This window comes from Campylobacter showae CC57C (assembly GCF_000344295.2).
Taxonomy (GTDB): domain Bacteria; phylum Campylobacterota; class Campylobacteria; order Campylobacterales; family Campylobacteraceae; genus Campylobacter_A; species Campylobacter_A showae_B.
In genome coordinates this window covers 1-26,240 of record NZ_AOTD01000235.1, presented here as the reverse complement: position 1 = coordinate 26,240, position 26,240 = coordinate 1, and the positions used below count along the sequence as shown (strand labels likewise).

The following is a 26,240-nucleotide window of genomic DNA, read 5'->3' as shown; positions in this document are numbered from 1 at the left end:
TCTTTTGCTTCGGCTTTGCCTCGCAACTGCTTATTGAAAAGCTGCGAACGCAAAGCGTGAAGCAGAGCAGAGCGCAATTTAAGCCTCACACTCTTTACAATAAAGTAAAAAACCTAACCTGCAATATCAAATTTAACCAAACCAAATTTAGTACCTTAAAGGCGCAGGTCTCGGTGCGTAAAATTTCAAATTCCCAAGTCAAATTTGCGTGTTCCGTTAAAATTTAAATCCGCTTTTCGCGTCAAATTTAATGACCTCAAACCTTTCAAATTTAGGTAAAATCCAAAATACAAAATCAAAAAGGACGAAGATGAACGCGTTTTTGCAGGGGTTGCTGCTGGGTTTTAGCGCGGCGGTACCGCTAGGACCAGTAAACGTGATGATAATGAGCGCAGCGGTAAGGTCGTTTTGGGCCGCGTTTGCTATCGGACTTGGCGCTATGAGCGCGGACGTGGCGTATCTGCTACTTTTGGCGTTTGGCTTGCTTGAGTATTTGCAGGGCGAAACGGCGGAAAAAATCATCGGGATTTTTGGATTTTGCTACCTAGCCTACATTTCCTACGTCATATTTAAAAACGCAAACAAACCTATAGCGGCGGACGCGCTGGATGCCGAGGCCAAATTTAGCAAAAACTACGCAAAAGGACTTTTCGTCACGCTTGCAAATCCATATACCGTCGGATTTTGGCTCAGTGTGGCGGGCTTTGCCAAAAGCTTTGAAAACGCGGGCGCGGTCGTGGCGGGGCTAGTCGCGGCGATATTTATCTGGATCGTTTCTATGCCGTTTGCCGTGTATAAAAGCGCCAAATTTATCTCTCAAAACGTGGCAAAATGGTTAAACTACGTATGCGCGGTCATTTTGCTGGGGTTTGCATTCTTTTTACTTTATAAATTATTTTTATAAATTTGAGTTTTTATAATTAACTTAAGTAAATAATGATAAAATGGCAACAAATTTTTAGAGAAGTTTAATGCAAAATTTTGATATTAAAAAATCGATGACTCAGTTCATCGTCCTGCCGATCGCGGTGCTCGTGATCTGCTGGTTTCTGGTAATATCTTTTATATTTTATAATAAATTTCAGGACTCGACTAACTACCCGTCAAACGTAACCGTTGACGAGAAGGCCGAGGCCTTTATGAACATAATTCAAATCATATATAAAAACATAGCAAAAGGCGATATAAAGGAGTTTCAGCGCTACTCTGAGGCTACCAAGGCGGTGCCGTCTTGGATATTTAAACAAACGGGCGAAACGAGCGAACTCCTAGTTCTGGCTAGCTCGCAGCATCCAAATTTGATAGGCGAGGTTTTGCCGTATAAATTTTGCGAGATGGACGGCAAAGCGTATGTAAATTTGAAACAAAACGGCGTATATAAGCGCATAAATCTCATACAAGACAACAAGGCCGAGGTCTGCTATTTTAAGAAAATAGGCGACGTGATCCTTGGCTACAATATGATTCACAATGTCAAAATTTCAGGCTTGGACGATCCGCTTTTTGGAGAGTGGTTTATCGTAAATATGAAAAATACGCTCATCGTGACGGGCGTTATGGCGTTCATTTGTATTTTTCAGTATTTTCTCTTTTATAGAGGTATCCGCGATAATCAAATTTCGCTGGTAAAAAGCAATGAAAAGCTCCTAGAAAAAAATGCCGAAATGCAAAAACGCCTTTATATCGACGATCTTACGGGCTTGCCAAATAAAGTCGCCCTCGAACGCGATACGGCGGAGATGAAAAATCCTAAAGTCATCGTCATGGATATAGATGAGTTTAGAAAAATGAATAACTATTTTGGCGTCTCGGTTTGCGATCAAATTTTAATAAAAATGACGGAAGTCTCGCAAAAATTTGCCGAGGATAACGGCATGACCGTTTACCGCGTCGGACCAGATCAGTTCGCGCTGGTCGAGGATGCGGAACTTTTTATCGATAGATACGAGGATCTGGCAAACGAGCTTTTAGATAACATCAAAGGCCTAGTCATTGACGTGATCGCCGAGGACGGGGAACAAAGCGAGATCGAGATCCACTGTACCGTGGGCTTTGCGCTAGATGAATCAGATACTCTTAAAAAGGCGATGACGGCGCTTGAGTTTGCTAAGCAAAGCGGCAAGGATTATTTCTGCTACTTTAAAAACATCGACGATACGCCGCAATACGCTGAGCAGATCACTCGCTCAAATATGATACGAAACGCCATCATAAACGATAAGATCGTGCCGTTTTATCAGCCGATATTTAATAAAGAAAAGCGAATCGTAAAGTATGAAACGCTAATCCGCATCCAAAACAGCAGCGAAATCATCTCGCCAAGCGTCTTTTTGGAGGTTTCAAAACGCATCAAACGCTACACCGATATCGAAAAAATGCTGATCGAAAAAAGCTTCAAACTAATCGCCGATAGACCTGATGCCATGATCTCGATAAATTTATCTGGACGCGACATGACTGACGGTGACGTGAGCGTGTTTATCATCGAAAAAATGAACAAATATAAAGTCGCCGGACGCGTGATATTTGAGATCTTAGAGGATGAAAATATCGAAAACATCGAGCGCATCGGTATGTTTATCGATCGCGTGCGCAGGATGGGCGCAAAGATCGCTATAGACGACTTTGGCTCGGGCTATAGCAACTTCTCGTATATCCTAAAACTAAAGCCAGACTACATCAAAATCGACGGCTCCATTATCAAAAATATCGATACGAACGAGGACTCCCGCGTGATAACGGGGGCCATCATCGCGTTTGCCAAGAAGCTTGATATCACGGTGATTGCCGAATTCGTCCGCTCAAAAGAGGTTTATGATACCTGCGTGGAGCTTGGTGTCGACGAGTTCCAGGGCTTTTATCTGGGCGAGCCTAGCGATAGTTTGCGATAGAGCTACTTCTTATATAAATAGTCGCAAATACCGAGCGGATTAAATTTTTATCGTTAAATTTGGCGAGGAATTTGAGCTACTGACGGCGAGTGTAGGTAAATTTGATGCGAAGAAAATAATCTTATTTGGCAGAAAGTAGCTAAATTTAAACACCCTTGATGTTGACATCGACGGAGTTGGCGGTACATCTAAAGAGCCTAAATTTATATAGTGCGATATTCTTGTTTAATTTGGCATCCACTCACCTGCAACACAAGCTAATAACTACATGCTAATTTTAAATTTCATCAAATTTGTTAAGCGAGTACGGAGCCAGGGTAATGAATCTTTTTAATAAATGAGGTGCGAGCGATGTTTTATCACACAAAGCTCGCAGGCGCGCGGCGTAATTAAAATTTGATTTAAATTTGCGCTTTGATCTTTTCGTAAAGCGATAAAATTTCGTCTTTTTTGATGATAAAGCTATTTTTGTTTGCGATGAGGTGCGCGGAGCTATGCATAATGGTCTCTGCAACTCTTAGCCCGTTTTGCTTCATCGTAGTGCCCGTCTCCACGACGTCCACGATCGCATCGGCTAGCCCAACTAGCGGCGCTAGCTCGATCGAGCCGTATAGCTTGATGATCTTTAACGCGGTCGCCTTTGCGGCGAAATAGTTGCGCGAGATGTACGGCATTTTAGTGGCGATTTTCAGCTCGGGAGCGTTTAAATTTAACTCCTCGCCATCCTTGATACCCACGCATACGCGGCATTTACCGATCTTTAGATCAAGTAGGCGCACGACGTCTGGACGGTGCTCATCGAGTACGTCAAGGCCCACCACGCCGATATCTGCAGCGCCGTTTACGACATAGGTCGGGATGTCTTGGTTGCGAACCATTAGAAATTTAAAATCGCCCTCGCTCATCAACAGTTTTCTATCCTCAAACTCAAATGAACTTTGAAAAATTTTCCTAAAAATCGCGAGCGTTTCGTCGGCGATGCGGCCTTTTGGCAAAGCAACCGTTAGCATAAAATGTCCTTTTTTTGTTCGATTAGTTTTTGCATCCCGCGAAATACGAGCATGCGGTCGTAGATACTCGTGGTAAAAAAGCGCGATAAAAACTCGCCGTCGCCGCCCGTGAAGTAGATTTTCGAGCCGTTTGCCATATTTTCGATTAGAAGCAGGATCGGCTTGATGACGCCGTAACTCACCGCGTCGGTTGTTTTTTGCGGGAGAGCGTCGAGATCGATCTGTGAATTTAGCGAGATTTTTAGTCTCGGCGAGATGGCCTCGTAGGTCTTTAAAATATGCGATATACCAGGCATGATCGCGCCGCCAAGGTGCATCGAGTTCATCATCACGTCCATCGTTATAGCGCTGCCTGCGTCGATGATGAGGCCGTTTTTTATCGCGTAGCAGCTAGCGATGCGGTCGATACCTAGGCCATTATAGATAGTGTCTAGTTCAAAATACGGCTCCAAATTTACGAATCTGGGCAAATTTTGCAGCCTTTTAGTCACTTCGTCGTTTACGCTGATAAAATAAATCTTCTCGTCGCTTTTAAAATCTTTGAAATTTTCTATTTTGATTTTGGTGATTTTGCCGTTTTCAAAGAAGGTGGCGTTAGTGTTGCCTACGTCACATAGAGTCATGTTTGTAGCCGTTTTCTTTCATCAAATTTGCGGTTTTTGAGCAGATATCCGAGCTGTAAAAAATAGCTTTTTTCTTAAAATTTACGCCCGTTTGGTCGGCGATTTTGCCAGCTATTTCATCAATCGCTTCAAATTCTTTGCTTAAAAATCTAGCCTTTGCGCTGCGGAAAAACAAAAGCGTATAAAAGCCCTTCACATCGATGCCTGTAAGTGCGACAAGGGTCTTTTTTTTAGTAAATTTATCAAGCTCCACCCAGCTTATATTTTTTAAGATGATTTTTTTAGCTTCCAGAACTTGATAAATTTCTTGCTTCGTCATTTAAGCTCTAAGCTGTAATCGTCGTAGTAAAATTCTTTCGCGCCGGCGAAAATTTGGCTCTCGACCTCGTCTGAAAGCTCGTAAATTTTGGCATTGTCAAGCGCTAAATCTGTCTTGATGAGATAGCCTGTTTTTTCCATTATGTAAAGCGAGCCGTTGTAAACGGTAGCACTTGAAAAGATGGCAAATTTAAACTCCGCGTCTTTTATCTTTTGTAAATTTAGGTCGCTAAGCACTATTTTGCCGTCTTTTAGTAGGATATATACGTATTCGCCGTTTATGACGATATCTTTTATCTCGCCGTTATAATAAACCGTTTTTTCCGGACTTATCGAGACGATACGCTTGCCTGTGGCGGCTATCATCGTGTCGTTTACGACGTTAAGAGATATGATGTTGTTAAAAAACTGCTCGCTACTTACGACTACGTCGCGTAAAATTCGGCCTTGGTTTTTATCTACTATCATGATCTTGCCGTCAAGCGTAGGGAAGATGACGAGCGAGCTCATGAAAAACGGGGCCGCGACGCGAGAGTCTTGCGCGTAAACGCTCGAGCTTTCAAACTCGAGTAAGGTATCGTTTGTCGCTATGTCGATGAGGTATATGACGTTGCCTGCGCTTAAAAGGGCTAGCTTATCCCCCTCAAGCGCTGCCGAAACGATAGCTTCGTTAAATTTTTTCTGAAATAAAATCTCGTTTGAGCCGTTTGCTACGATCAAATTTCCGTCCAAATCGGAGCTGATAAATTTACCGTCGGCGGAATTTAGCAAGGTTGCGCCCTTTGGTAGCTTTATCTCCGGCGAGAGTAGGCCGTTTTTGGTTATGGCCATGCCGTTTTTTAGCACCGCTCCATTTAGGCTTGCCGTCGCGATGCTGGCAGGCAGTCTGTTTTCTGAAATTTTTTCATTTTGCACATCGGTCGGCTCGAAATACTGCCTTTTTGTGCTGCATCCGCCAAGCACCGCGATGCATAGCGCAGCTGCTAAAATAGCTTGAAATTTTCTCATTTTGCGTTTCCTTGATAGTGTTCTAAATTTTTGACGATGGATTGGAGCTGTGAATTTAACGGAACCTTCTTAAATTCGTTTTTCGCTTCGTCGATTTTATTTTCTTTCATCAGCTCATAACCTCTAATAACTGCCTTATACGAGCTTAAAATTTGACCGCTAGGCTCGTTTATCTGAGACTTTACGATATCTTTTAAAAGGGGGTCGATCTGCTCGTTTGCTAGCGACTTTAGCGCGTTTGTGTCGTTGTTGTCAACCGCTCTTTTAAACTCGTAAAGCGCGTAAAGCGAGGCGTCTTTTTGCTTTAGCTCGGCTTTTGCCTGCTCGTCTTTTGGATTTAGTATTAGTTTTGCGTATGCGGCGTTTGCGGCTTTAAATTCTTTTTCTTTTAATGCGCCGTTTGTATAGTACCCCGCCGCGCCGATGACGCCCAAAACGACCGCGCCGATGATAATTTTTTTATATTTTTTAAAAAATCTTTCGCTTTTTATTATATTTTCTAAAAATTGTTCCTGAGTATTTAACTCTTCCTTTATAGAATCAATATCATCTTTGATAGCCAAGTTTTTTCCTTAAATTTAAGTTATTGAAAGTTCGTAATTGTAGCATAATAAATATAAAACAGCATAAAAATCAAGGCAAATTGTGTTATAATGCGGGAAAATTTAAAAATTTGGCGAGGTTTTATGCAGATAGACGATACGTTATTAACCAAACTTGAAAAGCTTAGTTCTCTCAAAGTCGAGAGCGATAAGCGAAGAGAAATCGAAGGTCAGCTCAGTGAAATTTTGAGCTTCGCGGGAATATTAGACGAGCTTGATCTAAGCGCTTCTAGGGCGGTAGTAAGCTCTAGAGAGGGCGGAACTCCGCTAAGAGAAGACGTAAGTGTGAGCTCGGACGTGATAGAAACGATACTAAAAAATGCTCCAATGAGTAGCGGGCACTTCTTCGTTGTACCAAAAATCATAGAGTAGAAAAATGGAAGAAATCGAAAAATTTAACACCAGTCTTGAAATACTGCTAAAAACCGTCGTCCACAACAAAGCCAGTGACTTGCACATCGTATCAAGAAGCGAACCGCAAATCAGAATAGACGGCACCTTAAGACCTCTAGAGCTCGGAGTTTTGAGCGGACACGACATACAAGATATCTGCTATGCGCTCATAACCGACGTACAAAAAAGCGAACTGGAGGAAAACAGAGAGCTTGACTTTGCCATAGAGCTTCCAGGCGTTGGACGTTTCAGAGGCAACTACTACTACACGATGAACGGCGATTTGGCCGCCGCGTTTCGTATCATCCCGACCGAGATTCCTTCGCTAGATGATCTTAAAGCGCCTAATATATTTAAAGAAGTAGTAAAGCGCGAAAAAGGAATGATACTAGTTACCGGCCCGACGGGTAGCGGTAAATCCACTACGCTTGCGGCTATGCTAAACGAGATAAATTTGACCGAAAGAAAGCACATAATCACGATCGAAGATCCTGTGGAGTTCGTGCATACGAATAAAAAATCTCTTTTTTCTCACAGAAATATCGGTACCGATACCCAGTCTTACGCTAGGGCGCTTAAATTTGCCCTCCGTGAAGACCCAGATATCATCCTGGTGGGCGAGATGAGAGATAGGGAGACGATATCGACTGCGATTACGGCTGCGGAGACGGGCCACCTTGTATTTGCGACCCTGCACACAAACTCAGCCATCCAGACCATTAACCGTATCATAGATAGCTTTGAGGGCGGCGAGCAGCTTCAGGTGCGAAATATGCTTTCTGTTTCGCTAACGGCGGTTATCTCTCAGGCCTTGCTTCCAAAAATCGGTAGCGGACGACTCGCGGGTCATGAAATTTTGATAAACAACGCCGCTATCGCAAACCTTATCCGCGAAAATAAGGTGCATCAAATTTACTCTCAAATGCAGCTAAATCAGCAAATGACCGGCATGACTACTCAAACGCAAGCTCTCATGAAGGCTATCAGAGCAAATCAGATAACCAAGGAGATGGCGATGAGATACTCTACGAGCCAGCAAGAGCTGGGCGGATTGTTGGGTATGTAATGGATTTTGTTACATTATTTGACGTAGTCGTCGTTTCGCTTGTTTTGATACTGGGGATAAAAGGCGTAATAAGCGGACTAATAAAGGAAATTTTCGGCCTTATCGGCCTTATCGGCGGTATCGTCGTGGCTAGTAGATTCGGCGCTAGGGTCGGCACTCTAATAAGCGATAATATCTATAAGATAGAGGGCGATTCTGTTCTGTTTTTCGCCGGATTTTTGGCGACGCTTATCGTGTTTTGGGTGCTTTGCCTAGGTATCGGCGCCTTTTTATCGAAGCTAATCGGACTAAGCGGACTTGGATTTTTAGATAAACTGGGCGGATTTATCATCGGAAGCGCCAAAATTTTCCTAGTTTTTGCGGTTTTGATAGTGACTATTTCAAACATTCAAGTCTTAAATAACAAAATAGAACCTTATTTTAGAGGAAGTAAGCTGTATCCGATCTTGCTGGATACGGGCAAATGGATAATGAACGTGGATGTAAAAGGCATAGCAAGCGGAGTGGGAAATATCGAGACGCCGTTTGATGCCTCTATGCAGGAGCAAAGGCCAAATTTAGAGATAAATTCGACGATTAAGGAGTACAAATAATGATTGAGAATTTAGAATACGACGCGCTTCTTGAGAAATTTAAAAAAATTTTGAGAGACAACGGGCTAAAGTACACGCAACAGCGAGAAGTTCTACTAAAGACGCTCTACAACAACGACGAGCACTTCACTCCGGAGAGACTTTATTTTTTTATTAAAGAGACCTATCCTGACTTAAACGTCGGCATCGCGACCGTTTATAGGACGCTAAATTTGCTCGAAGAAGCCGAGATGGTAACCTCTATCAGCTTTGGCTCGCAAGGTAAAAAATTCGAGCTCGCAACCAAGCCTCACCACGATCACATGATATGCCGTAGATGCGGAACTATCATCGAATTTGAAGACGCAACCATAGAAAAAAGACAAGCAAATATCGCAAAAGAGCACGGCTTTAAGCTAACCGGACACATGATGCAGCTTTACGGAGTGTGCAAAGAGTGCAATGCCAAAGAGGCAAAGGGCGGCAAGTGATATTTGAAAATCAACTGGAGATCCAGAGGCTAGAGACCGCAAACGAGCTAAGAGATGCCGGTATAAATCCATATCCGCACTTTTTGCGCCGCGATATGGATATAACTAAATTTAGGCTCAAATTTAAACACATTATAGACACCGAAGAAAAGAGTGCCGAAGGTCAGTTAGTAAGCCTTGCCGGACGCGTTAAGCTTATCAGGGATGCAGGCAAGGCAATATTTGCCAACATCGAGGATGAGGACGGCAATCTTCAAATTTATTTTAGTAACAAGACGCTTGATCCGGATTGGTTTAAGGTTGTAAAGAAAAATATCGAAGTAGGCGACATCATATATGTGCGCGGATATGCTTTCGTCACGCGAACGGGCGAATTTTCTATGCACGTTAGCGAACTAACTTTAGCGTCAAAGGCCATTTCGCCGCTTCCGGAGAAATTTCACGGGCTAACGGATATCGAGACTAGATACCGCCAGAGATACCTCGATATGATAATGAATCCCGAGGTTAGGGCTGATTTTAAGCGCCGCTCGGTTATCGTTAGCACGATTCGCAGATTTTTCGAGGATAAGGGCTTTTTGGAGGTTGAGACCCCTATGATGCACCCGATACCTGGCGGAGCTAACGCTAAGCCTTTCGTAACCTTTCACAACGCGCTCGGAGTTGAGAGATTTTTGCGCATTGCGCCAGAGCTTTATCTAAAGCGGCTCATAGTGGGCGGTTTTGATGCTGTTTACGAGATGAATAGAAATTTCCGCAACGAGGGCATGGACCTAACGCATAATCCTGAATTTACAAGCATCGAGTTTTACTGGGCGTGGCACACTTATCACGATTTGATGGGGCTAACCGAGGAGCTATTTAACGTGCTTCTCGATAAACTCGATATGCCTAAAATTATCGAATTTGACGGTATGCAGATAGATTTTAGCAAGCCGTTTAAACGCATAAGCTACAAAAAAGCGCTCGTAGAAATCGGTGGGCTAGATGAAGCAATCATTGGCGATAAGGATAAAATTTTAGCTAAGCTCAAGGCCGACGGCTTTGAGGCAAACGCTAAACTTGATTTAGGGCATTTGCAGGCCGAACTTTTCGATAACTACGTAGAGAGCAAACTAACCGATCCGACCTTTATCATCGACTATCCGATTTCTATTAGCCCGCTTTCTCGCAGAAGCGACGCAAACCCCGATATAGCCGAGAGGTTTGAGCTGTTTATCGCAGGGCGCGAGCTGGCTAACGGCTTTAACGAGCTAAACGACCCGATCGATCAATACGGCCGTTTCGCTTCGCAGATCGAAGCCAAAAACGCCGGCGACGACGAAGCTCACGAGATGGATGAGGACTACGTGAGGGCTCTTGGCTACGCGATGCCGCCTACTGCGGGTCAGGGTATCGGCATAGATAGGCTCGTGATGCTACTAACCAATAAAAAATCCATCCGCGACGTGGTGCTTTTCCCCGCGATGAGACCGCAAAAAAACGAAACCAAGGAGAATTAATGAGTTTGCAAAGTTACGATAAAGAAATTTTTGATTTAGTAAATTTAGAACTAAAACGCCAATGCGACCACCTCGAGATGATCGCGAGCGAAAATTTTACCTACCCTGAAGTAATGGAAGTAATGGGCTCGGTTCTAACTAATAAATACGCGGAAGGCTATCCAGGCAAACGCTACTACGGCGGCTGCGAATACGTCGATCAGATCGAGCAGCTAGCGATCGATCGCTGCAAAGAGCTTTTTGGTTGCGAATTTGCAAACGTACAGCCAAACTCAGGCTCGCAGGCAAACCAGGGCGTTTACGGCGCGCTTTTAAATCCGGGCGATAAAATTTTAGGCATGGATCTAAGTCACGGCGGACACCTAACGCACGGCGCAAAAGTAAGCAGCTCGGGTAAAATTTACCAGAGCTTTTTTTATGGCGTGGAGCTCGACGGACGCATAAACTACGACAAGGTGATGGAAATCGCGCAAATCGTAAAACCTAAGATGATCGTATGCGGCGCAAGCGCATACACTCGCGAGATCGAGTTTAAGAAATTCCGCGAGATCGCCGATGCAGTAGGCGCTATACTCTTTGCCGACGTAGCGCACATTGCGGGCCTAGTCGTAGCCGGCGAGCATCAGAGCCCGTTTCCGCACTGCGACGTGGTGAGCTCGACTACGCACAAGACGCTTCGCGGACCTCGCGGCGGTATCATCATGACAAATAACGAAGAGTACGCCAAAAAGATAAATTCGTCCATCTTCCCCGGCATTCAGGGCGGACCGCTAGTCCACGTCATCGCGGCAAAGGCAGTGGGCTTTAAACACAACCTAAGTCCTGAGTGGAAAATTTACGCCAAGCAAGTTAAGGCAAACATCAAAAAACTAGCCGAAATTTTAGTAAAACGCGGCTTTGATCTAGTTAGCGGCGGTACCGATAACCATCTAGTTTTAATGAGCTTTTTAAACCGCGATTTTAGCGGTAAAGACGCCGACATCGCTCTTGGAAATGCGGGTATAACGGTAAATAAAAATACGGTCCCGGGCGAAACAAGAAGCCCGTTCGTTACAAGCGGTATCCGTATCGGAAGTCCGGCACTTACGGCTCGCGGTATGAAAGAGGCGGAATTTGAGATCATCGCAAACAAAATCGCCGACGTGCTAAGCGATATCAATAACGCCGAGCTTCAAAGCAGGGTAAAAGCCGAGCTAAAAGAGCTTGCGAGCAAATTTATCATCTACGATAGGGCGACTTATTGATGCAGAGCATAGACACCGCGCTAATCAAAATGAACACTAGCCACTACTGGATCAAACGCGATAATATCGTAAGTAAGATCGAGTACAAGGGGCGGACGTTTTTTAATAAATTTGAGCTCATAAACGAGCCTCTAAGCTATCAGGTGATAAAAGATCACGACGAGGGCAAGATCACCGTCGCGCACTCGCTGATACTGCCGGGCGACAAGGTCGAAAATATCGTCTTTGACTACAATGGCAGGATGCCTGAGCGCTTTTGGCACCGAGCCCAGCTTTTGCTCCGCGAGGAGGGGTTTATAAATTTTACCGCCTACGAGAGCAAGACGCCAGGACATTTGCATCTTTACGTGCACAAGGGGCACACGACGCTAAACGAGGGCTATCAGATCGCAAATAAGCTATCTATGCTGCTTAGTTCGCGTTTGGTTAAAGAGTGGAGAGTGTTTCCGACGATGGAAATGCCGAAAGAATTTAACATCTTGACGTTGCCGTATAAGGTCTATCAAAAAGAGCGCGGCGCAAGCTGGTCAAAACATATGTAAGGAGTAAAAATGGAGTATAACGAGCTAAGAGACATCATGCTTGATAACAACGAGGATAAAAAGAGCAAAAACGTCAAGAGGATCCTCATCCTTGTTGCTGTTTTCGTCATTATCTTTTTAGCTGTTCTCATCGTGATGAAATTTTTAAATTCGCCGGAGACTAACGATCAAGTCGCACAAACCGACTCTAGACTGGTTTTACCGCCTGAGCCCGATAATACGCGAAGCATTCCGCAGCAAGTGAGCGTGCCTGCCACTCCGCCTAGCGAGCCTGCACCGCAGGTAGCGCAAACTAACGTCCCTCCAGTCGCTCCGCCTCCTCCGTCCGAGCCTCAAGCGCAGCAGCCAAATCCTACTTTTGAGCAGGTGCCTATCGTGCCTGAAAACAAAGGTCAAGATAGCTTTGAGGATATGGTAAAAGCGCTCAAGGAAAAAGAGGATAAAAGACAGCAAGATGCAGGTGCGGCAGCTCCTGCGCCGACTGAGCCTTCTACTATACAGGGCGCTTTAAAGCAAAACGATACGCCAAACGCTCAACCAAGCGAGCAAAAAGCCGAGCCTAAGCAGCACGTAAACGTAGTAAAGCAAAAAGAGCCTAAACAAGAAAAACCTGCAAAACAGCCTAAAAACGATGCGGCTAAAGAAAAACCAGCAAAACAAAAACCGGCCAAACAAGCTCCTGCAGCTAGCGGCGGCGAGGCTCACAGCGGTAGCTACATACAGGTTTTTGCGGTCAAACACTTTAACGAAAAAGCTCCGGAACTCGGCAAGCTAAAAGCCGCAGGATACGCGTATAAGCTATATAGGACGAACGTAAACGGCAACGAGATTATCAAAGTGCTAGTCGGTCCTTATAGCGGCGAACAGCTAAAAAGCGAGCTTGCTAAAATCAAGCAAAGCGCGGCTCCAAACGCCTTTATCGTAAATATAAAATGATGATTTTTGCCGTTTTCGGCAACCCTATCTCTCACTCCGTTTCGCCGAGGCTACACAACCTAGCTCTCGGCGAGCTGGGTCTATCTCGCGAAGCCCTCTATACTCGCTACGAGCTAGCAGACGGCTCGCAACTCATCTCTAAATTTAAAGAATTAAAACTAAGCGGCGCAAACGTTACCGTCCCTCACAAAGAAGCTGCGCTCGCGCAGTGCGACATCGCAGACGAAACGGCTGCTAAAATCGGCTCCGTAAACACTCTGGTATCTCGCGGCGATAAAATTTACGGCTACAACACCGACGCGCCGGGATTTTTACGAGCGATAGAAAGCTTTGGGCAGATAAAATCAGCTCTCGTTTTAGGCGCGGGCGGGACGGCTAGAGCGGTCGCCTATGCGCTAAAGAGCCGCGGCGTGCGAGTTTGCGTGCTAAATAGAAGCGAGGAGAGACTGGCAAATTTTGCCGAATTTGAAAAATTTAGCTGGGCGGATTTCGGCAAATTAAAAGGCGGCAAATTTGACCTCGTCGTAAATACGACTTCAGCAGGGCTAAAAGATGAAAATTTACCCGCGCCCGCCGAGCTTTTGCGTTCGATTTTCGAGGGGGCTAAATTTGCCTTCGACGTGATTTACGGCAAGAAAACGCCTTTTTTAAATTTAGCCGCCGCTAGCGGACTCGCGCATAAAGACGGCTCGGAGATGCTGCTTTTTCAAGCGGTAAAGGCGTTAAATTTATTTTTCGAGGGTTCGCTTGACGAGGCCAAAATCGAAGCCTCGATGCGAAAAGCCCTTTATTTATCGGCTTCTTCTAGATAATAATCTATCTGAGCTTTTCTTAAAATTCTGATCAAGTCAGAGCTGCCCGCCACTCCAGTCGGATATCCGGCCGTCATGATGTAGCTTTTGTCGTCTTTTATATAGCCTTTTTGGACTGCCGCTTTGATCGATTTAGCCATCAGCGTATGCAGCCTTTCTTCCTTTTCTATCACGAACGCCGCGGTGATACCCCAGCAAAGAGTCAGCCTATACGCGGCCTGTTCGTTGTGCGTTATAGCGATGATATCTATATCCGTGCGGTATCTGGCTAGTTTCGCCGCCGAGCCGCCCGATGAGGTTAGCGCGATGATACCGTCTACTTTTAGCGCCGAGGCGAGCCTGGCCGTACTAGATGCCATCATATCCGTATCGTCGTAGCGATCGAAATTAAATTTATTAAAAGGATAAATTTGCTGCGTTTGGATTATGGTGTTGCTCATTGCTTCCACGACGGCGACCGGGTTTATGCCGACCGCGCTTTCTTCACTTAGCATGACTACGTCAGTGCCGTCTAGTACGGCGTTTGCTACGTCGCTGATCTCGGCTCTAGTTGCCGTTTCATGCTCGGCCATGCTTAGCATCATCTGCGTAGCGGTGATGACCGGCTTAACGGCTTCGTTTGCTTTTTTGATGATGAGTTTTTGGATCGTCGGCACCTTGTAGTACGGCACCTCGATACCTAGATCGCCGCGAGCGACCATCACGCCGTCGCTAACCTCGATGATCTCATCGATGTTTTCTACGGCGTCAAATTTTTCTATTTTGGCGTAAATTTGAGCTTTAGAGCCAAAGCCCTTTAGGATTTCTCTAGCTTTTCTTATGTCGTTCGCGTTTTGCACGAAAGAGATCGCGACGAAATGCACTCCGTTTTTAGCGCCGAATTCCAAATCTTTTAAATCCTTAGGCGTGATAACTTCGATATTAAGCTTGGTATTTGGGAAATTTACACCCTTGTTCGAGCGGAGTATCCCGTCGTTTTCCACCACGGCTTCTACTTTTTGGGCGCTTGCGTTTACGATCTTAGCGCGGATCTGTCCGTCGCATAGATATATGTACTCGCCCGTTTTTAATGCGGCTAAAATTTGAGGCTGGTTTATGCAAAGCTTATAGCGATTTTCGTCTATTTGCTCGCCGAGTATTTCTTCTTTTACGAAGATTAGAGTATCGCCGATTTTTAGTTTAAATTCGCTTCTGTCTAGTTTGCCGACTCTTATTTTAGGGCCGCAGATATCCTGAAATATACCTATTTTGCGCCCGAGCTTCGCCTCTACTTGCCTGATTTTATCGATATTTGATTTGTGATATTCATGCGTGCCGTGGCTGAAATTTAGCCTAAAAGCATTGACTCCGGCTAAAACTAATTGCTCCATAACCTCTATGGATTCGCTGGCCGGTCCGACCGTGGCTAGGATTTTGGTTTTTTTATTCATGGATGCCCCTTTTTGCGCAATTTTACCAAATTTTTAAAAAAAATAAGTATAATCGGCCAATTTATTTTAAGGAGTAAAAATGAAAAAGTTTTTAGTGGTTTTGGCTGCTTTCGGTTTAGCGCTAAGCGCGAACGCAGCGGACAAAACCTATAAGCTAAAGCTAGCCAGCACCTGGGAGAGCACGACTCCGGTTTTGGGCGATGCGGCGAAAGAATTTAAACGCGTAGTCGAGACGCTAAGCGATGGCAGGCTAGAGGTGAGGATAGACTATCCGTCTAAGCACAAGGCGCCGTTTGGTATCCTAGACTTCGTTAAGGGCGGTCAGTACGATATCGGCTATACTGCGTCTTATTACTATAAGGGCAAGGACGCAAACACTATGTTTTTTACCGCCGTGCCTTTTGGTATGACTGCTAGCGAGCTACGCGCATGGTATGAGTTTGGCGGCGGCAAACAACTAGAGGAAAAAGTTTACGATAAATACAACATTAAGGTATTTAACGCGGGCGACACAGGCACGCAAATGGGTGGCTGGTTTAAAAAAGAGATCAAAAGCGTCGAGGACCTAAAGGGTCTAAAGATCAGGATCCCTGGCTTTGGCGGCGAGGTTATGGCGCGCGTGGGAGCTACGATAAACACGATCCCGACCGGCGAGCTATATATGGCGCTAGAGATGGGCACGATCGACTCGGTCGAGTGGGTGAGCCCTGCGTTTGATATGGGTCTTGGTTTTCACAAGATCGCCAAATACTACTACACAGGCTGGCAAGAGCCGAGCGGCCAAACTCAGTTTTTCGTAAACAAAAAGACCTACGAGAAGCTACCTGCCGACCTTCAGGCTGTGATCGAGGCTGCGGCTAACGAGGTAGCTAGCATGCTAAATACGCGCTCGTTCTTTGATAACGCAGAATACTGGGCGAAGATGAAAGCGGAGTATCCTGATATCGAGGTTCGCTCGTTTCCACAGGACGTCATGGACGCGCTTAGAAAAGCAAGCGACGAAATCCTAGACGAAGAGGCGGCGAAAGATCCGTTGTTTAAGGAGATTTTGGACTCTCAAAGAGCGTTTTTGGCTAAAGCTCGCGAGTGGACGAAGATTTCCGAGTTCTCATATATCCAAAAAACTACGAAGTAACTTCTCTCGCTCATTTCGGGCGGCTTAAATTTACGGCCTTCGGGTCGTAAATTTCTCTTTTTAAATTTTCTTTTTATTCTTTGTCGTGCTTGTAAAATTTGATTTTCGGACTACGTACTAAATTTGATCAGCTTTGGCGGCGGGTTAAATTTGAGGATGTCTATCTGTTTTGAAATGCGATGGAAATTTGGCCGACCAATCTTAAATTTGGAGTCGAGCGAATTTAAAAATATGGCGTTAAATTGATAAAAATTTTGCACGCCAGAGTTAAATTTACAGCTCAGTCCTGCTATCAAGCGCTTTCATAAGCGATAGAAGGTCGATGTTTTCGAGATTTACGCCTGTTGGTACGCCTTGGGCTATCTTGCTAAATTTAACGCCCAAATCGCTTAGCTTATCCTCGATAAAAACCATTACCGCGTCGCTGCTAAGCCCCGGCGTGAGCGCGAAAATAATCTCGGTTACGCCGTTTTGGCGGATGATCTCGCGCAGTTTTTCGGTTTGCTCCTGCGTTATCTCTTCTAGCACAAAGTAGCGACCGCGGTAGATCGCGCTTTGCTCGAAAACTAGGATATCCTTTGGACTTTCTACGACCGCTAGTAGCTCCTTATCGCGCGTTTCGTCACTGCAAATATCGCAAATCTCATCCTCGCTAAGCCCGCCGCAAATTTGACATTTGCCCGTAAATCTCACGGCGTCCTCGATGCTTTGCGCGAGCTTTAGCCCGCCGAAGCTATCCTTTAGGCAGACGTGATAGGCGTAGCGCTGGGCGGACTTTTTGCCCACGCCAGGCAGTCGCTCAAAGGCCGCCACGAGCTCGCTAAATTTCTCAAGCCCTTTTTTCAACGCTTTCCTTTGGATTGGTGCAAATTTTAAATGAGTGGAAGCCGTCCTCGTAGGAGTATTTTAGGCTAAATTTGTGCATACGGCAGATGTGGTCGATGATGTAAAGCCCTAGCCCCATGCCGCTGCTTTTGCTGCCCTTTTCTCGGATAAAGGCCTGCATGTAGTACTCGATAGGATTTTGTAGCGGTTGACCTAGATTTCTCACGACTATGCCGTCTGCGTCACAGATGACCTGCGTCTTTTTATCGTCGGCGTATTTTAGGGCGTTATCTATGAGGTTTTTGATCGCGAGCGAAAAGAGCCCGAAATCCACGCGTAGCAATATATCTCGGCGAATATCTACGCTCACTTTTTCTTCAAATTTATCAAGCATCAGCATGTCGCGCGCCTGATCAAGGATGTTTGAAAAGTATGACTCCTGATAGTTTAGCGCGTAGTTTTTGGATAGCAGCTGCTCGATCTTGCCAAACTCGTTTATGAGCATATCAAGGCGCTCAAATATCGCTATCAAGCGGGTTTTGTGCGTAGGATTTTGCACCATTTCAGAGACTATGCGCCCCTTGCCGATCGGCGTTTTTAGCTCGTGCATGATCGTGCGTAAAAACAGCTGTCTAGAGCGCAAAAGCTCCCTGATCTTGCTAGCTGCAGCGTCAAATTCTATCGCGACCTTGGCTATCTCGTCGTCGGAGTCGGGTTTTGCGATATTTACGTCCATATTTCCGGCGCCAAATTTCCTGATGTCAGAGCTTAGTTTTTTAAGCGGCATCAGCGACTTCATCACCGAAACGTAGAGCGATACAAGAAGCGCCGTCGTGAGGATAAAGCCCACCCAAATCGGATCGTTTATATTTTTCGTATCGTCGCTTTCGAGTAAAATTTGAAACGAAGGATTTTTGATCTGCAGGTACAAACTATCCTGAAAAAGCAACGACTGAAATAGCCCCAGCTGCGTTTGCTTGGCAAAGACCGTCTTGCCCGTGCTTATGACGTTTGCGACGGTTTTGTCGCTTTTGACGTAGGTTAGTCCGAAATTTCTAAAATAATTAGTCAAATCGCTAGGCGGATTTGACTTTTCGTATGAAGCGATGAGGTAGTTTATCGCGTTTAGCTGCTTGTTTTTTATCTTTTCTAACGCGTTATCTAGCTGTATGCTCGCAAACGTGTAGAACAAAATGCAAACAAGCGAAAACGCTAGTGCGAAAACTACCGAAATTTTCGTGGTTAAGGAGTATCTCATCCTATGAGTTTATAGCCTATTCCGCGTACCGAAAATATATGTTTAGGCGCTTTTGAGCTGTCGCCGATCTTGGTTCTTAGTCTGCCGATGATGACATCTAGGCTCTTTGAGTCCTTGTCTTTTAGGCTTTTGCAGTTATAAACTAGCTGCTCGCGAGAAACCGAAAAGCTGTGCTGCTTGATAAGGTAGCTCAAAATTTCATACTCGGCCGGCGTTAGTGTTAGGCTTTCGTTGTTGTAGTAGATTTCGTGTCTGCGCTCGTCTATCCTAAATAGCGTATCCACGACCTCTTCTTGCACTTCGTTGGTCTTTTTGTAGCGGCGGATTAGGCTCATTATGCGCGCGTACATTTCCTTTGGATCGTATGGTTTTGGTAGATAGTCATCCGCGCCTAGCTGCAGTCCCACGACCTTGTCGCTGATATCGCTGCGAGCAGAGGAGATGATGATAGGGATGTTGTATTTGCTGCGGATCTCTTTGCACACTTCTAGGCCGTCCATGCCTGGCAAAGTAAGGTCTAGGATGAGCAGGTCGAAATTTTTTACTCCGGCGCTTAGTCCTAAATAAGGATCTTCGAAATTTGTTACTTTTATATTAAAATCGCTCAAGTACTCGGATAGGATTTGCGCGAATTCCGGATCGTCTTCAATCATTAAAACATTAATCATTTTAAGCCTTTCAAATAGATTTAACGAAAATGATTATAACCAAAAAAAGTTAAATTTTTTTTCCGAATTTACTATCCTCGTTTAAAATTCTCCCACGCTTTGAATTTTTATAAATAATAAGATAAAATCGCCCTTTAAATTTAAAAATTTTAGGAGATTTTGTGGAAATAGACTACTACGAAATTTTAGAAATCAGCAAAAATAGCGACTCTGAAACCATAAAAAAAGCATTTAGAAAACTAGCGCTAAAGTACCACCCGGACCGCAATCAAGGCGACAAAGAAGCGGAAGAAAATTTTAAAAAGGTAAACGAAGCTTACCAGGTGCTAGGCGACGAAGAAAAGCGCGCGATATACGATAGATACGGCAAGGCCGGGCTTGAGGGCAGAGGCGGCTTTAGCTCTAGCGGATTTAGCGCGGATTTTGATTTGGGCGATATCTTTAACTCGTTTTTTGGCGGCGGATTTAGCTCTGGTGCAAGCAGCCGCAAAAGAAGCAGCGACAAATATCCGCTCGATCTAGAAATAGCTCTTAGGATCAAATTTAACGAAGCGGTGTTCGGCGCCGAAAAAGAGATAGAATTTACGATCAAAAAACCGTGCCAGACATGTAAAGGCAGCGGCTCGAAAGACGGCAAAACGCACGTATGTCCGCACTGCGAGGGTAGGGGCCGGATATCGCAGCAGAGGGGCTTTATGAGCTTCGTGCAGGAGTGTCCGTACTGTAACGGCACGGGCGAAACGGTCAAGGATAGATGCTCTGATTGTGGCGGTAGCGGCTTTAAAGAAGAACGCCAAAACGTCAAAGTAAATATCCCCGAGGGCATCGACGACGGCATGCGTATGCGCGTGAGCGAAAAGGGCAACGTCTCCTCAACCGGCGCCAGAGGCGATTTATACGTGCATATCGAGGTTGAAGCCGACGAGCATTTCGTTCGTCACGAAAGCGACGTTTATATCGAGATTCCGGTGTTTTTCACGCAGGCGATTTTGGGCGAGACGATCACGATCCCGACGCTAAAAGGCACAACCGAGCTCAAGCTACCAGTCGGCGCAAAAGACAAGCAGCAGTTCGTATTTGACGGCCTTGGCGTAAAAAACGTAAATAGCAAAAGATACGGCAGGCTCGTAGCTCAAATCTCCATAAAAACGCCAAAAGAGCTAACGGGCGAGCAAATCTCGCTACTAAATCAGCTACAAGAAAGCTTTGGCATCAAGGCCGGCAAAGCAAGCTACGACGAGAAAGAGGACGAAGGAATTTTGGACAAGATAAAAGGGTGGTTTAAAGGCGAAGAGTCTGGCGACAAAGGCAAGGAAAAAGGCAAAAAGGCGTAAATTTAGGCCAAATTTGCCTTTTGACGGGCGCAATATTTCGTTAAATTTACCGAGTCGTTCGGGCTTAAATTTGCGTCCGTTACAAAACGGTGCGTTAAATTTGATATCAAAAAATGCAAGATGAATAAATTTATATTTTTAGCCGTTTTTACGGCGATTTCTTTAAATGCTGCAAAATGCGATACGAGCGGGCTGCAAAGGGGTTGCGACGCGGGCGATTTTGAGAGCTGTGATAACTTGGGTCTTGCCTACATCGGCGTCAAGCTTGAGGAGTGCGACCTAGACAAAAACTACGAAAAGGCGTTTGCGCTGTTTAAAAAGGCGTGCGACGGAGAGTATGTGCGCGCGTGCGTAAATTTGGGCGTCGCCTACCGCAAAGGCGAAGGGGTTAGAAAGGACGAACCAAAGGCCGCCGAGCTCTATAAAAAAGCCTGCGATAGCGGTTATTTGCTAGGTTGTGCAAATTTAGGCTCGCTTTACGAGCAGGGGCTCGGTGTCAAAAAAGACGCGCAAAAAGCGGGCGAAATCTGGCGCAAAGCCTGCGAGGCAAAAGACGGGATGTCTTGCTTTAATCTTGGCGTACTTTACTACAACGCGATGCTTGGCGAAAAAGACGTAACTAGCGCAAAAAACTATCTGCAAAAGGCGTGCGCATACGGCTGGAAAGATGGCTGCGACGCGGCCGAAGCGATAGAAAAAGCCGCGAAACGCTAAATTTGCCGAAGCAGACCTTGGTGGCGGCGCGAAATTTAAATTTGCGCTACGTAATCGCTCGCGTAAATTTTAGGTTTAGTGCGCAAATTTGATCGCTTTTTGCATCAAATTTGACGGATTGACTTGCAAATAACCGCGGCGAAATTTGCCCAAACGCGGCGAGTTAAAATTTACGCTTCCAAATTTGACGAAAACAAACGCGTCAAATTTGGCTCAAATTTCAGGGCAAATTTTACAAAATAAGCCCCAAATTTCATCAAATTTCACTCTCTTTTAGCTGCTCGATTTTAGCCGCTACGCTCCTATTCGTCACCTTTTCTATCTCCTCGCTCGTTGCGGTCATTATCGCTTCAAAGTTACCGTAAAATTTGACCAGCTTTGCGATGCTGCCAGCCGATACGCCCGCATCTGCTAGCTTGCTAGCACCCAGATCCTCCTTGCGCTTGGTTTTTTGATGAAAGGTAATGGCAAATCTGTGCGCCTCGTCGCGCAGCCGCTGAAAAAACTGTAGCCGCCTGTCGCCTGTTGGCAGCGTAAATACGCCGCTACTAGCGTAAATTTTATCCCTCGCGCCGCCTTTTGCGCGGTGGGCTTTGGCGTCTATTTTTTCTTTTGAGATGGCGAGTATATCGACGTTTGCACCGCTGCTAGCGATGATGTCCGAGGCGAGGTCTAGCAGCGCCTGACCGCCGTCGATGAGCCAGAGATCGGGCGGACTAAGCTTGTCAAACCGCAAAGCGCGTTCTGTAAGCATTTGACGCATCTGATCGTAGTCGTTTGCGTGGGAGAGGTGCATGTGGCGGTAGTGCTCTTTGGCGAAGTTGCCGTGCTCAAAGCGCACCATCGCGCCGACCGCGGCCGCGCCGAACATATGCGAGTTGTCGAAAGTCTCGATGACATGCGGCGCGCAGGCTAGGTCGAAATACTCCTTTAGCTCGTCCAAAAACGCGTCGTCGTGGGTTTTTAGGTACTTTTGGATAAAGACTTGCGCGTTTGTTAGCGCCATTTCGCAGATGCGCTTTTTCTCGCCGATTTTAGGCACGGAGATGCTAAATTTGCGGCCGTGGCGAGCGGTTAAAATCTCCTCTACTAGACTTGCGTCTTCAAAGGCTTCTAGCGTGTAAATTTTCGCGCTCACGACGGGTGCGCCAGCTGGAAAGCTCTCTAAAACGATTTGCTTGTAAGCGTCGTTTAGGTCGCCTTGCGAGCTCATTTTGGCGTTTGTGATATTTTGATACACGCCGCTGATTTTGCCGCCGTGCACGCTAAAACGCACTGCACAAAGCAAATTTTGCTCCGCGCCCACGGCAAAAATCTCAAAGTCCTCAAGCTTAGCTAGATCGACCTCGATTTTGACGTCCAGGTCCTTGATAGCGTTGATTTTATCGCGCACGAGAGCGGCTTGCTCGTAGTTTTCGTTTTGGGCGTATTTGTTCATCAAATTTACGAGCTTTGGCAGCATAGAAAGAGGATTGTTTAGCGCCGCGATCGCGCTCTCTACGACCTTGGCGTAGTCTGCGGGCGAAATTTTGCTGATGAGAGGGGCCTCGGAGTAGCCGATCTGATAAGGTAGATATGCGCCCGTGGCTTTGAGCGCGCTTTTGCTTTGCACGAGTTTAAAGCTTAGCCTTAGCGCATCCAAAAGCTCGCGCACGCCGCGAAAATAGGGGCCGAAATACTTGACGTTTTTGCCACGGACGATCTTTCGCGTGATCTCAAAGCGCGGGAAATCCTCGTCCAAATTTACGTAGATGTACGGGTAGGTCTTATCGTCGCGCAATAAGATGTTGTATTTGGGCCTTAGCTGCTTGATGAAGGAGTTTTCTAGTATCAGCGCATCGGCTTCGCTGGGAGTGACGATATACTCGAGGTGTACGGCCTCGCTGATCATCTTGTGGATGCGCGGGCTAACCTTGGGCGAGGGGGCGAGCGCGGGCGTAAACGAAAAGTAGCTTTTGACGCGGTTTTTTAAAATTTTAGCTTTGCCGACGTAAAGCAGCTTGCCTGCCTTGTCGAAATACTGATAAACGCCGGGCTTGGCGGGCAGCGAGCGGATCTCGTCGATTAACAAAATTTAGCTCCCGTCGGTAAATATGAGCTTTTGCCGCTTGGGGTTAAATTTGACCAAATTTGACTCATCGCGCCCCGCTTGATTCTTTGGCTAAATTTTGCTTAATAGCAAGGCGAATTTTTTCAAAGCCCTCGAAAATCCGCTCACTTTTGGCTAAATTTACGAACTCCCCCTTGGCCGGTTCGGCGTAGGTAAAAATTCGCTTTTTTTCGTATGGGTCGGTCGCTTTTTTAAATTTTAAATGCTTTGTCACAAAAAATTTAACGTCCGTCACGCGAGCGAGCCTACCGTCAAAATTTACGCTAGAATAGATTTTTAATAAGCCTTTTAACATTTTTATACTACTATCGCTTTTTAATTCCTGAAGTCCTAGCGGATGAAACATGGCGAAAAACAAAATACCGTTTTTCTCGTAGCAAAAGGCGATGAGCCTGCGATGATTTAGGCTTAAAAGCTGTAAAAATTCTCCGCATTCGCTACGGTTTTTTAACTCTTTATAAAAAGGATTATCAACAATATGTCGAATAATAGTCTTAGCGTCTTTCATAAGGCGATTTTAGCATTTTTTTTGTTAATTTTTATAGCAGGCTGCGGCCACAAGGGCGATCCGTTCTATGAAGCGCCGTCTGAGCCCTCAAACAGCAAAACCGAAAAAATAAATAAACTATAAATCAAGGAGAGTAAATGAAGATCGTCGGACTTTTGAGTCTGTTTTTCGCTTTAGCCTTCGGTAGCGGCGACGCCGCGGGCGAGGCTTTAAATTTAACGACTACGTGGGTCGGTATCGCGAGTCTAATCATTTTCGTCGTGGGATATTTTTTCATCGCTACGGAGGAAAATTTTCACATCGATAAGGCTAAGCCGGCCATATTTATCGGCACTTTTATGTTCTTGCTCATCGGCTTTTATATGCTGGCAAACGGCCTAGACGTGCATTTGTTGCAAAATGAGGTAAACCACCTGATTTTAGAGATTTCACAGATAGTGTTTTTCCTGATGGTTGCGATGACCTATATCGAGGCGCTCATCGAGCGTGACGTGTTTAACGCACTAAAATACAACCTCGTCTCAAAAGGCTACACGTATAAAAGACTTTTTTGGCTAACGGGCGTTTTGGCGTTTTTCATTAGTCCCGTCGCCGATAACCTAACCACCGCTCTCATCCTCTCCACTGTACTTTTAACGATAGATAGAAATAATACGAATTTCCTAGTAGCGGGCGCGATAAACATCGTCGTAGCCGCAAACGCAGGCGGCGCGTGGAGTCCGTTTGGCGATATTACGACGCTGATGGCGTGGGCTGCGGGCAAGGCTCCGTTTATCGACTTTTTCGCGCTTTTCCCGGCTTCATTTATCGGCTGGTTAGTTACGGCTTTCTTGCTAGCGCGCATAGTGCCTGCGGGCAGTCCGCATTTTGATCCTGCGACAGAGCCGAAAGTAACCATCAAAAAAGGCGGTAAAGTCGTTATCGGTCTTGGCGCATTTACTATATTTTCGGCTGTTATGATGCATCAGCTTTTCCACCTACCTGCGATGTGGGGCATGATGTTTGGCTTCTCGCTTCTTAGTATTTACACCTACATCTACAAAAAAACAAACAAAAACGAAGAGCCTATGCACGTCTTTCACTATATGTCAAAGATCGAAAACAACACGCTTTTCTTTTTCTTCGGTATCCTTGCCGCCGTCGGTGCGCTACACTTCGTCGGATTTTTAAACTACGCCGTTTCGCTTTATGATAAATTTGGCGCCACAACCGTAAATATCGGCGTTGGCTTCCTATCTGCTATCGTGGATAACGTCCCTGTTATGTCCGCCGTGCTAAAAGCAAATCCTATGATGGGCGCGGATGTGGGCGAAAACTTAAGCCAGTGGCTGCTAGTTACCTTGACTGCCGGTATTGGCGGATCTATGATAAGCTTCGGTTCGGCTGCGGGCGTTGGCGTAATGGGCAAACTAAAAGGCATCTATACCTTCGGCGCGCATATGAAATACGCTTGGACAGTGGTTGCCGGCTATATCGTATCGGTCGTGATCTGGTACATACAGTTTGAAATTTTTCATTTATATTTTTAAAGGACGCTCATGAATAACACGATAATAGTTTTGGATTTTGGCTCGCAGTATACCCAGCTCATCGCTAGACGCTTGCGCGAGCAGGGCGTTTATACCGAGATTTTACCTTTTAACGTTAAGGTCGAGGAGATTAAAGCGAAAAAACCCAAAGGCATAATCCTAAGCGGCGGTCCTGCTAGCGTTTATGCTCCGGATGCGTATTTTTGCGACGAGGGCGTATTTAAGCTAAAGCTGCCGATTTTAGGCATTTGCTACGGTATGCAGCTTTTGGCGCATAAATTCGGCGCCGAGGTCGCTCCGGCTTCTCACAAAGAGTACGGCAAGGCAAGCCTAAACGTCCTAAAATCCCATCCACTCTTTACCGATACGCCTGAAAAGCAAACCGTCTGGATGAGCCACTCCGACCTCGTAAAAAACCTACCTAACGGCTTTGAGGCGATCGCGACTAGCGAAAATTCGCCTTACTGCGTATTTGGCGACGAAAAGCGCAAATTTTACGCTCTACAGTTTCACCCGGAGGTGCAGCACAGCGAGTTTGGTACTCAAATTTTAAAAAATTTCGCCAAATATATCTGCGGCTGCGAAAGCACGTGGAATATGGGTAGCTTTGCTAAAACCCAGATCGCTAAAATCAAAGAAACCGTGGGCAATAAAAAGGTCCTTTGCGCCGTTAGCGGTGGCGTAGATAGCTCCGTTACCGCCGCGCTTTTAGCCGCTGC

General features: G+C 45.7%; 28 protein-coding genes. 17 read left to right on the top strand and 11 right to left on the bottom strand.

Annotated features, from left to right (window positions below):
- From H740_RS12265 to H740_RS09485, 3 genes are all read left to right on the top strand, one after another.
- Positions 1 to 227: hypothetical protein (locus H740_RS12265; protein WP_002953529.1), on the top strand; the 227-nt coding region annotated here is incomplete at its 5' end.
- A gap of 83 nt (positions 228 to 310) precedes the next feature.
- Positions 311 to 904, top strand: coding sequence for a LysE family transporter (locus H740_RS09490; RefSeq protein WP_002953527.1), 594 nt, complete (start codon positions 311 to 313; stop codon positions 902 to 904).
- A gap of 67 nt (positions 905 to 971) precedes the next feature.
- Complete coding sequence (locus H740_RS09485) at positions 972 to 2,891, top strand: EAL domain-containing protein (RefSeq protein ID WP_002953526.1); 1,920 nt, start codon at positions 972 to 974, stop codon at positions 2,889 to 2,891.
- A gap of 401 nt (positions 2,892 to 3,292) precedes the next feature.
- Here the strand turns inward: H740_RS09485 and hisG are convergent, their stop codons facing one another.
- Genes hisG through H740_RS09460 form a run of 5 tightly spaced genes read right to left on the bottom strand, consistent with a single transcriptional unit; the run spans position 3,293 to position 6,413 of the window.
- Positions 3,293 to 3,901: an ATP phosphoribosyltransferase gene (gene hisG, locus H740_RS09480; RefSeq protein WP_002953524.1), complete on the bottom strand. Its 609-nt coding sequence runs from the start codon at positions 3,899 to 3,901 to the stop codon at positions 3,293 to 3,295.
- Positions 3,895 to 4,524, bottom strand: a complete 630-nt coding sequence (locus H740_RS09475) for a type III pantothenate kinase (RefSeq protein ID WP_002953523.1) — start codon at positions 4,522 to 4,524, stop codon at positions 3,895 to 3,897. The genes hisG and H740_RS09475 overlap by 7 nt, the downstream gene beginning before the upstream one ends.
- Positions 4,511 to 4,843, bottom strand: a complete 333-nt coding sequence (locus tag H740_RS09470; RefSeq protein WP_002953522.1) for a hypothetical protein — start codon at positions 4,841 to 4,843, stop codon at positions 4,511 to 4,513. The genes H740_RS09475 and H740_RS09470 overlap by 14 nt, the downstream gene beginning before the upstream one ends.
- Complete coding sequence (locus H740_RS09465; protein ID WP_002953521.1) at positions 4,840 to 5,850, bottom strand: PQQ-binding-like beta-propeller repeat protein; 1,011 nt, start codon at positions 5,848 to 5,850, stop codon at positions 4,840 to 4,842. Before H740_RS09465 ends, H740_RS09470 begins: the two co-directional genes overlap by 4 nt.
- On the bottom strand, positions 5,847 to 6,413 hold the full coding sequence (locus tag H740_RS09460; protein ID WP_002953520.1) for a hypothetical protein: 567 nt from the start codon (positions 6,411 to 6,413) through the stop codon (positions 5,847 to 5,849). The genes H740_RS09465 and H740_RS09460 overlap by 4 nt, the downstream gene beginning before the upstream one ends.
- A 123-nt stretch (positions 6,414 to 6,536) precedes the next feature.
- On the opposite strand from H740_RS09460, the gene gatC reads away from it, so the two are divergent.
- From gatC to H740_RS09415, 9 genes are read left to right on the top strand one after another with little or no spacing between them, the layout of a single operon-like run.
- Positions 6,537 to 6,824, top strand: coding sequence for an Asp-tRNA(Asn)/Glu-tRNA(Gln) amidotransferase subunit GatC (gene gatC, locus H740_RS09455; RefSeq protein WP_034957902.1), 288 nt, complete (start codon positions 6,537 to 6,539; stop codon positions 6,822 to 6,824).
- 4 nt (positions 6,825 to 6,828) lie between these two features.
- Entirely contained in the window at positions 6,829 to 7,911 is a 1,083-nt protein-coding gene (locus H740_RS09450) for a type IV pilus twitching motility protein PilT (RefSeq protein WP_002953518.1), read from the top strand.
- Positions 7,911 to 8,504 (top strand): CvpA family protein, encoded by a 594-nt coding sequence (locus H740_RS09445; protein ID WP_002953515.1) that lies wholly within the window; start codon positions 7,911 to 7,913, stop codon positions 8,502 to 8,504. Before H740_RS09450 ends, H740_RS09445 begins: the two co-directional genes overlap by 1 nt.
- Positions 8,501 to 8,974, top strand: coding sequence for a Fur family transcriptional regulator (locus H740_RS09440; RefSeq protein WP_171992834.1), 474 nt, complete (start codon positions 8,501 to 8,503; stop codon positions 8,972 to 8,974). Before H740_RS09445 ends, H740_RS09440 begins: the two co-directional genes overlap by 4 nt.
- The gene (gene lysS, locus H740_RS09435) at positions 8,974 to 10,476 is read left to right on the top strand and encodes a lysine--tRNA ligase (protein WP_231679345.1); all 1,503 of its coding nucleotides are present in this window, start codon (positions 8,974 to 8,976) and stop codon (positions 10,474 to 10,476) included. The genes H740_RS09440 and lysS overlap by 1 nt, the downstream gene beginning before the upstream one ends.
- Positions 10,476 to 11,720 carry a serine hydroxymethyltransferase gene (locus tag H740_RS09430; RefSeq protein ID WP_002953510.1) on the top strand — a complete coding sequence of 415 codons (1,245 nt, stop codon included), beginning with the start codon at positions 10,476 to 10,478 and terminating at the stop codon, positions 11,718 to 11,720. The genes lysS and H740_RS09430 overlap by 1 nt, the downstream gene beginning before the upstream one ends.
- Positions 11,720 to 12,262 carry a DUF1882 domain-containing protein gene (locus tag H740_RS09425; protein ID WP_002953509.1) on the top strand — a complete coding sequence of 181 codons (543 nt, stop codon included), beginning with the start codon at positions 11,720 to 11,722 and terminating at the stop codon, positions 12,260 to 12,262. Before H740_RS09430 ends, H740_RS09425 begins: the two co-directional genes overlap by 1 nt.
- Positions 12,263 to 12,271: 9 nt before the next feature.
- Positions 12,272 to 13,198 carry an SPOR domain-containing protein gene (locus tag H740_RS09420; protein WP_002953508.1) on the top strand — a complete coding sequence of 309 codons (927 nt, stop codon included), beginning with the start codon at positions 12,272 to 12,274 and terminating at the stop codon, positions 13,196 to 13,198.
- Positions 13,195 to 14,010 (top strand): shikimate dehydrogenase, encoded by an 816-nt coding sequence (locus tag H740_RS09415; RefSeq protein ID WP_034957898.1) that lies wholly within the window; start codon positions 13,195 to 13,197, stop codon positions 14,008 to 14,010. The genes H740_RS09420 and H740_RS09415 overlap by 4 nt, the downstream gene beginning before the upstream one ends.
- Here the strand turns inward: H740_RS09415 and pyk are convergent.
- Positions 13,986 to 15,440, bottom strand: coding sequence for a pyruvate kinase (gene pyk, locus H740_RS09410; protein WP_002953506.1), 1,455 nt, complete (start codon positions 15,438 to 15,440; stop codon positions 13,986 to 13,988). The genes H740_RS09415 and pyk overlap by 25 nt on opposite strands.
- A 79-nt stretch (positions 15,441 to 15,519) precedes the next feature.
- Here pyk and H740_RS09405 point away from each other — a divergent pair, with 79 nt between their 5' ends.
- Complete coding sequence (locus H740_RS09405) at positions 15,520 to 16,575, top strand: TRAP transporter substrate-binding protein (RefSeq protein WP_002953505.1); 1,056 nt, start codon at positions 15,520 to 15,522, stop codon at positions 16,573 to 16,575.
- 273 nt (positions 16,576 to 16,848) lie between these two features.
- On the opposite strand, the gene recR is transcribed toward H740_RS09405, so the two are convergent.
- From recR to H740_RS09385, 3 genes are read right to left on the bottom strand one after another with little or no spacing between them, the layout of a single operon-like run.
- Positions 16,849 to 17,421: a recombination mediator RecR gene (gene recR, locus H740_RS09395; RefSeq protein ID WP_002953503.1), complete on the bottom strand. Its 573-nt coding sequence runs from the start codon at positions 17,419 to 17,421 to the stop codon at positions 16,849 to 16,851.
- Entirely contained in the window at positions 17,405 to 18,658 is a 1,254-nt protein-coding gene (locus H740_RS09390) for an ArsS family sensor histidine kinase (protein WP_002953502.1), read from the bottom strand. Before H740_RS09390 ends, recR begins: the two co-directional genes overlap by 17 nt.
- A complete protein-coding gene (locus tag H740_RS09385; RefSeq protein ID WP_002948262.1) occupies positions 18,655 to 19,326 on the bottom strand; it encodes a response regulator transcription factor in 672 nt (223 codons plus the stop codon). The genes H740_RS09390 and H740_RS09385 overlap by 4 nt, the downstream gene beginning before the upstream one ends.
- A 161-nt stretch (positions 19,327 to 19,487) precedes the next feature.
- Between H740_RS09385 and dnaJ the strand changes: the two genes are divergently transcribed.
- Complete coding sequence (gene dnaJ, locus H740_RS09380; protein ID WP_002953501.1) at positions 19,488 to 20,660, top strand: molecular chaperone DnaJ; 1,173 nt, start codon at positions 19,488 to 19,490, stop codon at positions 20,658 to 20,660.
- Between the two features lie 120 nt (positions 20,661 to 20,780).
- Positions 20,781 to 21,374 carry a tetratricopeptide repeat protein gene (locus tag H740_RS09375; RefSeq protein WP_002953500.1) on the top strand — a complete coding sequence of 198 codons (594 nt, stop codon included), beginning with the start codon at positions 20,781 to 20,783 and terminating at the stop codon, positions 21,372 to 21,374.
- Positions 21,375 to 21,630: 256 nt separating this feature from the next.
- Here the strand turns inward: H740_RS09375 and uvrC are convergent, their stop codons facing one another.
- Together uvrC and H740_RS09365 are read right to left on the bottom strand one after the other, a co-directional pair.
- Entirely contained in the window at positions 21,631 to 23,445 is a 1,815-nt protein-coding gene (uvrC, locus tag H740_RS09370; protein WP_002953498.1) for an excinuclease ABC subunit UvrC, read from the bottom strand.
- Between the two features lie 64 nt (positions 23,446 to 23,509).
- Positions 23,510 to 23,992 (bottom strand): hypothetical protein, encoded by a 483-nt coding sequence (locus H740_RS09365; protein WP_002953497.1) that lies wholly within the window; start codon positions 23,990 to 23,992, stop codon positions 23,510 to 23,512.
- A 137-nt stretch (positions 23,993 to 24,129) separates the two neighbouring features.
- On the opposite strand from H740_RS09365, the gene nhaD reads away from it, so the two are divergent.
- Both nhaD and guaA read left to right on the top strand, forming a co-directional pair.
- On the top strand, positions 24,130 to 25,521 hold the full coding sequence (gene nhaD / locus H740_RS09360; RefSeq protein WP_002953495.1) for a sodium:proton antiporter NhaD: 1,392 nt from the start codon (positions 24,130 to 24,132) through the stop codon (positions 25,519 to 25,521).
- Between the two features lie 9 nt (positions 25,522 to 25,530).
- On the top strand, positions 25,531 to 26,240 hold a 710-nt coding region (gene guaA / locus H740_RS09355), incomplete at its 3' end, for a glutamine-hydrolyzing GMP synthase (RefSeq protein WP_002953494.1).

Bases quoted from the DNA above. Each gene is read 5' to 3' on its own strand.
- H740_RS09405 (WP_002953505.1), top strand. From the start codon at position 15,520: ATGAAAAAGTTTTTAGTGGTTTTGGCTGCTTTCGGTTTAGCGCTAAGC.
- H740_RS09490 (WP_002953527.1), top strand. From the start codon at position 311: ATGAACGCGTTTTTGCAGGGGTTGCTGCTGGGTTTTAGCGCGGCGGTA.
- hisG (WP_002953524.1), bottom strand. From the start codon at position 3,901: ATGCTAACGGTTGCTTTGCCAAAAGGCCGCATCGCCGACGAAACGCTC.
- H740_RS09375 (WP_002953500.1), top strand. From the start codon at position 20,781: ATGAATAAATTTATATTTTTAGCCGTTTTTACGGCGATTTCTTTAAAT.
- gatC (WP_034957902.1), top strand. From the start codon at position 6,537: ATGCAGATAGACGATACGTTATTAACCAAACTTGAAAAGCTTAGTTCT.
- H740_RS09445 (WP_002953515.1), top strand. From the start codon at position 7,911: ATGGATTTTGTTACATTATTTGACGTAGTCGTCGTTTCGCTTGTTTTG.
- H740_RS09450 (WP_002953518.1), top strand. From the start codon at position 6,829: ATGGAAGAAATCGAAAAATTTAACACCAGTCTTGAAATACTGCTAAAA.
- H740_RS09485 (WP_002953526.1), top strand. From the start codon at position 972: ATGCAAAATTTTGATATTAAAAAATCGATGACTCAGTTCATCGTCCTG.
- H740_RS09420 (WP_002953508.1), top strand. From the start codon at position 12,272: ATGGAGTATAACGAGCTAAGAGACATCATGCTTGATAACAACGAGGAT.
- H740_RS09430 (WP_002953510.1), top strand. From the start codon at position 10,476: ATGAGTTTGCAAAGTTACGATAAAGAAATTTTTGATTTAGTAAATTTA.
- H740_RS09390 (WP_002953502.1), bottom strand. From the start codon at position 18,658: ATGAGATACTCCTTAACCACGAAAATTTCGGTAGTTTTCGCACTAGCG.
- H740_RS09365 (WP_002953497.1), bottom strand. From the start codon at position 23,992: ATGAAAGACGCTAAGACTATTATTCGACATATTGTTGATAATCCTTTT.
- nhaD (WP_002953495.1), top strand. From the start codon at position 24,130: ATGAAGATCGTCGGACTTTTGAGTCTGTTTTTCGCTTTAGCCTTCGGT.
- pyk (WP_002953506.1), bottom strand. From the start codon at position 15,440: ATGAATAAAAAAACCAAAATCCTAGCCACGGTCGGACCGGCCAGCGAA.
- H740_RS09470 (WP_002953522.1), bottom strand. From the start codon at position 4,843: ATGACGAAGCAAGAAATTTATCAAGTTCTGGAAGCTAAAAAAATCATC.
- H740_RS09465 (WP_002953521.1), bottom strand. From the start codon at position 5,850: ATGAGAAAATTTCAAGCTATTTTAGCAGCTGCGCTATGCATCGCGGTG.
- H740_RS09425 (WP_002953509.1), top strand. From the start codon at position 11,720: ATGCAGAGCATAGACACCGCGCTAATCAAAATGAACACTAGCCACTAC.
- H740_RS09475 (WP_002953523.1), bottom strand. From the start codon at position 4,524: ATGACTCTATGTGACGTAGGCAACACTAACGCCACCTTCTTTGAAAAC.
- H740_RS09385 (WP_002948262.1), bottom strand. From the start codon at position 19,326: ATGATTAATGTTTTAATGATTGAAGACGATCCGGAATTCGCGCAAATC.
- H740_RS09415 (WP_034957898.1), top strand. From the start codon at position 13,195: ATGATGATTTTTGCCGTTTTCGGCAACCCTATCTCTCACTCCGTTTCG.